Here is a 9857-nt window from a genome sequence, read left to right as displayed (position 1 = left end):
GAAACCATCGTCCAGATGGACCAAACGCCAATCATGCACTAACAATCAAATTGGACCACTCAGGTGGGGCTGATCAAAGGATCCTGATTGTCTCGCCGGTAGACCTGTGTGGTCTGACCCGTGACGGGATGTGTCCAGTTGAACGGCCCGGATATGCGGCGCGACCGCACTGTTTTGTTGACAGGCGCCCCGAAAGTGCTGCCAGGCACACCCGACCACAGCTCAAAACCGATGTCGCGCGGTGGCCCTGAAGGTGCTGTTGCGCAACCAGCCATCAGCAAGCTGCCTGAGGCTCCCATCAAGAAGTTACGGCGGGAAACGTGACATGTGTTCATTTGGCTTCCTCAATAGTTGAAGGCCGCTGCCCCGAGGCAAGCGATCCAAGTTCGACATGCACGGCGGCGCACGATTCCTCAGCACGTCAGGTCAAACGATCGATTACGCGCCGAGGATTGTCGGAAAATGATTAAAACTGTCTTTATGGGCATCTGACATGCCGTCGGCTTAGATAGAGGCCGCTGGACGGGGACAGTGACCTCACGCCCGCCGACATACGTAGAAGTTTAAAAATTCAGAAAAATCGAGAGCACGTGAGTGGTGTAAACCATCCGTTGACCTTTCCCAGCTTATTGATCCGAAGCGAGAGCCGTGCGCAGTCGATCGAAATACTGGAGGATGTTGCAATGAAGTATTTCAAACGCATTCAAGCCGGGCTCGCGGTACAGCCCTATTTGGCCGAGATCGCGGGTATTGATGATGCCTGGGCCGAGGTGACCGGGCGGCAGGACAAAATAGCCGTCCAAAGAGAAGCACTGGCAATCCCGATACGCGGGGTGCGAAAGTCAAAAATATACGGTCGCGCGCGCCGCGACGTCCACGAAAGCCGATGGACGTCTGGATCGGTCAAATACCCTAAGATACGCGCCTTTCTGAAAGACACCGCTTCAACTCTGAACTGCCAGTTGGGGCGCGCGAAAGTCGTCTGCTTGCCGGCGGGTCGGAAAGTCTATCCGCATGTGGACCGGGGGGAATACTACCGTTTGCGCGGTCGCTACCATTTCGTTCTCAAGTCTTCGCTCGGTTCCTGGCTCAAAGCGGCGGACGAAGAAGTTCGCATGCGGGAGGGCGAGCTGTGGTGGTTTGACAATGACCAGATGCATGAAGCAGAGAATGATGGCGAGGAAGATCGGGTCCATATAATCTTCGATCTGCTGCCAGCGGAACTGCGCGCGCAAGCAAAGCGCGCAACGGCGTCCGCCAGAGAGGCGCAGGAGCGTGCCGCGTGACTTCTGTCCGCGTAGATGTCCTGCCAGCCATAAGTGGTGTTCTGCCACAAGCCTTTGTTCTGACGCCGACGTCATCGGATCCGGCACCTCCTGTCATCGCGGTCCACGGTATTCGGCGCGAAGCCGAACTGATGACCGATCTCTTGTCGCCTATGGCCGCGGCCAGCGGGCGGACCGTCGTCTTGCCCGTATTCGATGAACACAACTGGAAAAGGTTCCAGAAGGCGGCTTGCGCGCAGAGATCTGATCTTGCGCTGCTGAGGCTACTGGCAAGGCTAAGAAAGCTGGGTATCATTGATCCAGGCCGCTTTGATCTCTCGGGATATTCGGGTGGCGGCCAATTTGCGCACCGCTTCGCTTGGTTCTATCCGCATTTGGTCGGCAGGTTGTGCGCAGCTGCCCCGGGTTGGTGGACGTTCCCGGATTCGCAAGTCAAACACCCGTTTGGCATCGGTGATCGTTCTGAAACGAAACATCAACTCCCTCTGCTGATGCGCGCCAACCTCGTTCACTTTCTTGACCGCGAAATCGTAGTCCGGGTGGGAGGTCATGACACTGAGCGCGATCAACACCTGCGTACTGGCTCTGCGATCGATGCTCAGCAGGGATACGACAGACTGGAACGTTCACGGAACTGGTGTTCAGCAGTCAAACAGGCGTGCGAGGAATACGGTATTCAGCCTCGGATCGACTTCCGGGTTTTGCCGGACTGTACTCACAGCTTCGCGGATTGCGTGTCGCAAGCGGAACTGCATATGGACTTCGTTGTTTCAGCGGACAGACCTGTTGGTGAAGCTATGAAGAAAAAGGCGGCGTGATGGAGGTCGACGCATCGCCAGCGGCCCCGCAGCCATTTTTGGAAACCGCCAAGTGGACATTTACCACGCGGCGTGTCCAAAAGTCTGATGCGACGCATATGTGGTCCGATGTCACACGTGTGAGACCGGGCGATCTGGTTCTTGCAGCGGTTGAACGGATCGGAAATCACAAGCGGGTTCAACTCGCCGATGGCCGGTTTTCAACGATTTTCCTAAACGATCTGGTCGTTCTTTGCTGCGCGGATCGCTTTGCGCCCGATCAATTTAGCGGGCGGTCAGTGATCGATCCCGCGGGCGCATCCCTGCTCGCTGGCGGCGGTGTCATTGGCGAATTGACAAAACGCAACGGCAGAGTGGGCCTGCCAACAAGGCTCAAACCACTGGGCGCAGTGTGCGATGAGACCGGGGCCATCCTGAACATTGCGGACTACGCCTTGTCGGAAACTGCATCCACACGCCCGGGTCTCAGTTTGCTCGTTGTCGGCACCAGCATGAACTCGGGCAAAACAGCCGCTGCCGCCGGATTGGTAAACGGATTCTCCCGCCTTGGTCACGACGTCGCCGCGCTGAAACTCACGGGGACAGGTGCCTTCGGCGACTTGCAGATGTATGAGGCAGCGGGCGCAGACCGTGTCCTTGATTTCACAGATGCCGGACTTGCATCGACGCATTGCCAGTCTACCGATCGCTTGCTCGCCGCTGCGAAGACCTTGCTGGGTGCGGTTGCCGACCACCAGGTTTGCGTAAGTGAGCTTGCGGATGGCGTCGCGCAGGCAGAGACGCAGGTCCTTCTAGAGCAGCCGGATTTCCTAACTCAGTTTGACGCAGTGCTCCTGGCGGTTCACGATCCATTGTCCGCAGAAGCCGCACTCACTCGCCTCGAACACCTTGGTATCACTCCCATGGCGTTGACCGGGCGTATCACCTCATCGGCGGGTGACCTCGCTGAGCTCAGAAGCCGCATGCACCATCCGATTTTCTCGCGGGAGGAGCTGTGCGATCCCGTAGTGATCAGCGCGGTGCAGTCGCTATGCAAATCCAAGCATCCAAAAGCCGCGTGAGCAGGTTGCCACCGGTCTGCGGGGAAGCGCGGTGGGTCGGCCTGATCATCTTGACCCTGCTCGCATTGGGTCACGCCGGCACCATCGCTGTTGCTGCCTTCACGACACGAGATATCGTTGCGGTGTTGCGGCACGGCGCTAGTGAGCCGCCGATGGGGGCTCTGACACTGCTCGCGGGAACAGGTTTCGTGATTTTTGGACTGCGATCACTGGAGGCCGTGGTTGCCGAGGCGACCGGGCAAGGTTACGCCGCCGCTATCCGTCGCAAACTTTTCCTGCACATGAGCCGCACGCCAGTCATCATCGTCGCTCAGCGCCGCAAAGGGTCCATGGCGCTGCGCTACGTGGGCGATCTCAATGCGCTCAAAGGGTGGGTGTCCAAAGGCCTCGCTCGATTGATCTCAGCGGTCATCACGATCCCCGCGGCCTTTGCCGTTCTTTTCTTGCTGCATCCGAGGCTAGCATATGGCGCTGCTGCGCCCATTCTCGTCGTTCTGCTGGCCATCTTGCTTCTCGGGGTGCCGTTGAAGCGAACGCATTCTGCACTGAGGAGACGGAAGGCCCGCATGGCGGCCGACATGACAGAACGTTTGCCGCAAGCCCTCGCTCTGCGCAGGTCGGGACGTCTGAAGACCGAGTTGAGGGGGCTGGCGAAGCGTTCTCGCAGGATCACTGAAGCCGCCGTTCTACGCTCCTGGTTGGGCGAAACCGTGCGCGCGCTGCCCGAGGTCGCCGCCGCTACGGCCGCAGCGATTTGCCTGGGATTGTCTATCCGATTGTCGCTGGACATTGAGGATGCGGTCGCTGCCCTGACGGCGCTGACGCTGATCGTGTGGCCGCTCAGAAGGCTTGCTGATGTCCGGGACCGCTTCACGGGCTACCGGGTCGCGGCGAAAAAGCTTGCTGATACGCTGGCCGGGCAAACCCTGCCCGTAAAGAATAAGCGCGATCCAGTAGAGAACGTCCCGGTATTAAAGGTTCGAAACATACAACTGCCGCAGTGGTCAGAACCGCTGGATTTCGACATGGGACGCGGTGAGATCTGGCATTTGATGGGGCCGCCGCGCTGCGGGAAGAGCCATTTTTTGACTGTGGCCGCGGGGCTGGAGAAAGTGGCTTCCGGCACGCTGGAGGTTTGCGGATTGCCGTCTGCCGCCGCGCGGACCGGACAGATCCTTTATCTTGGCCGATTTGCCCCTCGGCTCACTGGATCTTTGCGGCGCGAATGCACCATTGGTCTTGGCTACAAGCCCGATGACTCTGCAACCCTCGGCGCTATTGAGCAAGCGGGCTTAACGCCTCTTTGCGAGCGCCTCGGTGGCCTATCTGGTTTGGTCGCAGAAGACCGGCAAAATCTGACCTCCTCCGAAGCTACGGCCATCTATCTGGTGCGCGGGTTGCTTGCCCGGCCAAGACTAGCGCTCGTTGATGCAGATGAGATCGGATTTGGGAATAGAGAACTGACGATCCTCTTTCGCCACCTGAACAAGGTTCAAGCGTCCTGTCTGGTGTCAACTTCTGTATCAGAGCCCACTTCGGCCATGGCCAAGGAGCTCTTTCTTCCCGCGTAGGCAAATATGATCTCCGCAATAGTCCCACGCTCAACTGCTAATCAAAGCCATTTTTCACTTGGCACTTAGTTGGGTTCTTCCTCAAAGTGTGTGGTTTAAAGGGATAAATGCCAGATCTTTTGCGCCCACGAAACGCGCGTCCGGGCCTGACGGACTATGAGAAAGTCTCTTGCACGAAATCTGGTAGCGACGTTTTTGATCTACGTTGGATCAATCGCGTTAATAGGCCGTGAGCGGACAGGGTAGACCATAGTCGTTAACACACTTCACTGCCCTGGAGGTCGGCTACGAGCCAAACGGGTCGATTTTCTGACGTGCTGCGAAGATCGGCTTCAGGGTATCATACAAAAAAGAGCGACGTAACTGGCGAAGGTTTTGCTGAAAAATAGCGTGATGGCCTTCCAACTTTCATGTCTTTCAAGAGTATTGGCGGACATAGAAACAGAGTCAGAACAGGTGGCATTGCAATCGCGGTGCCAAGAGACTACATAAAACTTACAACAGATTTAGTCTTCTGAGGTCTAAGCCCATCGCTCTGCCAGAGCGGACTATAATCTTTCACCACTAAAATCTAGCTGTCACGTCCTCTCAAAAGGATCGGTGTTTGGGAAGTTTGCCGATGTTATCGAGCACGACCAACCCTTGTGACTTGGTCTATCCGTTTGTGGTGACCGGTTCTGCCGATGACTTGCCGCAGGCAGTCGTAAGTTCGTTGAGGGAGATGAACTTATACAGAGTCACAGCATGGTGTAGGGCCCCAAAACCTTAAGCCACTGGCGGATACTGATTGCGCCTAAACGATCATCGCGACCTACAAATGGCCGTGGGGTAAGTAGGGGTCGCACAAAAACGAAACAGTGAGGCGGCGCTTTCTCCGTCAAGGGATACAAAATGACTTTTCCAGAATGGACGAAACCAAGTATTTACGGTGCATTAACCGGTGCGATTGCGGTCTCTATCCTCGGCTTTACCTGGGGTGGCTGGACAACCAGCGGCAACGCTCAGGATATGGCGCGGAAACTTGCGGGCGAAGAAGTGACTCTGGCGATGGTGCCAGTCTGCCTGGATATGTCAGCGGCTGACCCGGAAAGCGCAGACAAACTGGTCGTCCTTCAGGAGGCCTCTGGGTTTAACCGCCGCAAGGCTATGATGGATACGGGCTGGGCGACACCACCGGGCTCCGACACGCCAAACCGGGACCTCGCAGCAGCTTGTCTCGCGGGGCTTGAGCTGGATGGATCATAGGTCTGACCTAATGCGTCGACGGCCGCAGGCAGCTTGCGGGACACGTATGTTGACTGCCTTTCAAACAACGATGGCGTTCTTTGTCTTCTCGATCTTTGCTTTGCTTCTCCTTGCAATGCCTGCATTTGCCCAATCCAACGGTCAGCTGATGCCCGAGAACTCCAGCGCAAAAAGCTACGGGGATGGGTGGCAATGCAATAAGGGGTATAGACTGAATGGCGACGCCTGTGCGGCGGTGATTGTGCCGGAAAATGCTTTTGAGACCAACCACAGATACGGTCCCGGGTGGGAGTGTTTCCACGGCTTTAGCAGGAGCAATGAAGGCGCCTGTGCTGAAGTGATTGTCCCCGAGGGCGGGTTTCTCGACCCCTCAGGCGAACGCTGGCATTGCCAGCGCGGATTTCTCAAAATCGACGATATCTGTCAGGAGATTGTCCTGCCCGCGAACGCCCATCTGGCGGATACGTCTTACGGGTCCGAATGGGTCTGCGAGCGTGGGTTTCGGGCCGACGGAGACGCATGTATCGCCATTGCGGTTCCGCTCAACGCCTACCTGAATACATCAAGCTATGGCCAGCCTTGGACATGTGAACGGGGTTATTTTGAACAGGATGATCTGTGCGCAGCCGTTGTGGTCCCCGAGCATGCCTACTTCGATGATGCGACGTACGGTCAGGGGTGGAAATGCGAACGGGGATACGCCGCGTCTGATGATAGGTGCATAGCTATAGAGGTTCCTGCGAACGCCCATCTCGACAGGTCCGGAAACCGTTGGGCATGCAACAAGAACTTCCAAAAATCAAAAGGCTTGTGCGTGCTCGAAAACTGAGCGCGCACCGCGCCGGAACGCGACCGCTCCTACTTCAAATCGCGGCACCGATGGCAGCGATGTTATTTTTGCCGATCATGCTAAAGGACCAAAACATGGAACCCGACCTCAAGACGGTGGATACCATCCAACGGAATGTCAGCGGCGTGCAAGCGTCCCCATCAGCTCAAAACGAAAGCACGCAATCCAATACTGTAGCTCAGCCGATCATCCCCCCCAGTGCCATTGTCTACTGCGAGGGCAATTTCGCCAAAATTGATGGCAAGACGGCAAACGGCCTCGTGCGTCATTCAGAAGCCTACCGGATCCTATCAGTCATCGACAGTACCCACGGTGGGCAGGACAGCGGGCTGGTTCTTGACGATGCGATGAACAACATACCGGTCTTCAATGATCTGAATGCGGCTCTCGTCCATGAAGCGTTGGTCCCCGACACGCTCATCTACGGGATGGCACCCTCGACCGGGAGGCTCTCACCGACGGATCGAAGCGTCGTTCTGGACGCCATAGCACTCGGGATGAACATCGTCAGTGGTTTACATGAGTACTTGTGCGATGACCCTGAAATCGCTACCGCCGCTTCCCAACGGGATGTCACCATCCGCGACATACGAAAACCCAAGCAAAGCAAAGACATGCGACTGTTTGATGGCAGCGTAGCAGGGGTGGAAGCTCTGCGTATTGCGGTTCTAGGGACCGATTGCGCCATTGGAAAGCGGACGACAGCGACCGTTTTGGCCCGTACGCTGAACGCAAAGGGCATTAAAACGGTGCTTGTTAGCACGGGCCAGACGGGGTTGATGCAGGGCGCAAAATATGGTGTGGCAATGGACGCCGTGCCGCCGCAGTTCTGCTGTGGCGAGCTTGAGGGCGCGATTGTTGCCGCCTCGGACGGTGAACAGCCTGACGTGATTCTGATCGAGGGTCAGGGTGCGTTAAGCCACCCGGCCTTTTGCACCTCCGCTTTTGTCTTGCGGGGCAGCCAACCCGATGCGGTCATCCTCCAGCACGCGCCCAAACGCGCCCATCGCTGCGATTTTCCCAATATGCCAATGCCCAGCCCATCAAGTGAGATTGCCCTTATCGAAGCGTTTGCCGATACGAGGGTTATCGGCGTCACACTCAATCATGAAGAGATGACTGACGCCGAAATTACGGACGCCATTGCAGCACAGTCTCAAAAACTTGGATTGCCTGTGACCGACGCGTTAAGCCGACCGGCAGCGCATTTGCTCGCCATGGTCGTCGCCGCCTATCCTGGTTTGCATCGAGGAATACCTGTGGCTGCGGTGTGAGCACTCCTCGCATAGAAGTGGATCTTAGCAAGATACGCCACAATACTAAGACAGTTGTCGTGCGGCTGGAGAGGCGTGGCATCAGTGTCACTGGCGTCACCAAAGCCGTTTGTGGACATCCTGCCGTCGCTCAGGCGATGCTGGACGGTGGCGCTTTGGGTCTTGCCGATGCGCGTCTCAGCAACGTGCAGAGGTTGCGCACAGCCGGTCTGACAAGCCCGATTACTTTGATCCGAACACCGCTGCTGAGCCAAACCAATGAGGTCGTCCAACTCTGCGAGGCAAGCTATAATACAGAGCCAGTCGTGATCGCAGCCTTGGCAGCTGCTGCGATCCGGGAAAACACGACTCATGGCATTATCCTGATGGTCGAGATGGGCGATCTGCGCGAAGGGATACTGCCAGAGAATTTGGCCACAATTGCTAGGCACGTCATGAATATGCCCGGTGTTGCGTTAAAAGGTGTCGGGTCAAACTTTGCCTGCCTCAGTGGAATAGCCCCCAATGCTAGCAATATGGCGGCTCTCTGCGGCTTGGCGACGGAAACCGAAGGGGTATGTGGCCCTTTTCTAAAAACGGTATCTGGTGGCGGTTCCGCTAGTTTGCCCTGGGCGCTCGAGGGGCAATCGACTGGTCGCATCAACGATCTGAGGCTGGGGGAAGCTATACTTCTTGGCGTTGATCCAGTTACAGGAGATCAGATAGGCGGCCTGTATAAGGATGCATTCACACTGGTCGCCGAAGTCATTGAGACCGATACAAAGCCGGTATTTCCACGCGCCAACTTTGTCGATCCGGTTTTGGTAAGACTTCGCCTTGTCCCGGAGAGAGGGTACACCACACGTCTGCTCCTTGCCATTGGGCATCAGGACACGGATGTTTCGGGGCTTTCGATGCCGTCCGGGCACTCATTTGTCGGCGCAACAAGCGATCATCTTGTCATTTGTACGAACCGCTCACCGCTACCGGTCGGAACCGAGATGAGATTTCAGATAAACTATAGCGCGTTGATGCATGCCATGGCCGCACCCGACGTGGAAACAAGGCTGCTCTCGGACCGGTCGCCAAGGCGGTCGCGAAACATCCAAGGTACAAGCAAAGGCCTGGCGTTGGTCTGAAGTACCTGGCTCAAACATGTGAATACGAAGCCCCTAAGGAGATTGACCATTGCCCAAGCCGACGAAAACAACCCTGTTTAAAGCACTTGATCTCCAACCGGAAACGGCGATGGACAAGACAACGCGTGTTGTCAGGGAAATAATCGACGAAGAAGCACAGCAACGACAAGTTAAGATCGCCCGGCTTCGCACTGCCCGGCTCGAGAGAGAAGCAAACACCCCTACCGACGCCGCCTCTGCACCGAAGAAAAAACATACATCCAAAGCCGTCAAAAAGGGATGATACGAACACTGATGCCATGTCTTCTGTTTGCCACCAAACCTGGCAATTCATAGTCTGCTCGTGCGAGAAGAAAACAAATAGGTTTCCGCCTCACGTCTCTTCTACGATGTTGGATCTTTCGCACTGGAAAAGCGGCCATTGGCGCAATCAAAGTGAAAGAGCGGTTTTTCCGCGAACTGTGAACTAGCGGGTTGCCTGTTTTCGCAGGCGCGGCGAATGTCTCCTTCGGCTGGCCGCACTGCGGCATAACAAAGGCAGGATGGACGGCAGTTTAGGGCCGCTCGTATCACCAGCCAAAGCCAGAATTGAACAGATGCTACACCCCATCCGATGATCGTCCAGCGCCTGTCC

General features: G+C 56.5%; 9 protein-coding genes. All 9 read left to right on the top strand.

Annotated features, from left to right (window positions below):
- The first annotated feature begins 590 nt into the window (after positions 1-590).
- Positions 591-1286: an aspartyl/asparaginyl beta-hydroxylase domain-containing protein gene (locus Q1A53_RS23045; protein ID WP_299971668.1), complete on the top strand. Its 696-nt coding sequence runs from the start codon at positions 591-593 to the stop codon at positions 1284-1286.
- Positions 1283-2104: a hypothetical protein gene (locus tag Q1A53_RS23040; protein WP_299971665.1), complete on the top strand. Its 822-nt coding sequence runs from the start codon at positions 1283-1285 to the stop codon at positions 2102-2104. The genes Q1A53_RS23045 and Q1A53_RS23040 overlap by 4 nt, the downstream gene beginning before the upstream one ends.
- On the top strand, positions 2104-3165 hold the full coding sequence (locus Q1A53_RS23035; protein ID WP_299971663.1) for a hypothetical protein: 1062 nt from the start codon (positions 2104-2106) through the stop codon (positions 3163-3165). Before Q1A53_RS23040 ends, Q1A53_RS23035 begins: the two co-directional genes overlap by 1 nt.
- 50 nt (positions 3166-3215) lie before the next feature.
- On the top strand, positions 3216-4736 hold the full coding sequence (locus tag Q1A53_RS23030) for an ABC transporter transmembrane domain-containing protein (RefSeq protein ID WP_299971660.1): 1521 nt from the start codon (positions 3216-3218) through the stop codon (positions 4734-4736).
- 891 nt (positions 4737-5627) lie between these two features.
- A complete protein-coding gene (locus Q1A53_RS23025; protein WP_299971657.1) occupies positions 5628-5981 on the top strand; it encodes a hypothetical protein in 354 nt (117 codons plus the stop codon).
- 70 nt (positions 5982-6051) lie between these two features.
- Positions 6052-6810: a hypothetical protein gene (locus Q1A53_RS23020; protein WP_299971654.1), complete on the top strand. Its 759-nt coding sequence runs from the start codon at positions 6052-6054 to the stop codon at positions 6808-6810.
- 95 nt (positions 6811-6905) lie between these two features.
- Positions 6906-8105 (top strand): DUF1611 domain-containing protein, encoded by a 1200-nt coding sequence (locus Q1A53_RS23015; RefSeq protein ID WP_299971651.1) that lies wholly within the window; start codon positions 6906-6908, stop codon positions 8103-8105.
- Positions 8102-9223: an alanine/ornithine racemase family PLP-dependent enzyme gene (locus Q1A53_RS23010; protein ID WP_299971649.1), complete on the top strand. Its 1122-nt coding sequence runs from the start codon at positions 8102-8104 to the stop codon at positions 9221-9223. Before Q1A53_RS23015 ends, Q1A53_RS23010 begins: the two co-directional genes overlap by 4 nt.
- Positions 9224-9272: 49 nt before the next feature.
- The gene (locus Q1A53_RS23005; protein ID WP_299971646.1) at positions 9273-9506 is read left to right on the top strand and encodes a hypothetical protein; all 234 of its coding nucleotides are present in this window, start codon (positions 9273-9275) and stop codon (positions 9504-9506) included.
- The last annotated feature ends 351 nt before the right edge of the window (positions 9507-9857 follow it).

The organism is uncultured Roseobacter sp. (genome assembly GCF_947496515.1).
Taxonomy (GTDB): Bacteria; Pseudomonadota; Alphaproteobacteria; order Rhodobacterales; family Rhodobacteraceae; genus Roseobacter.
This window is presented reverse-complemented; position numbering and strand designations above follow the sequence as displayed.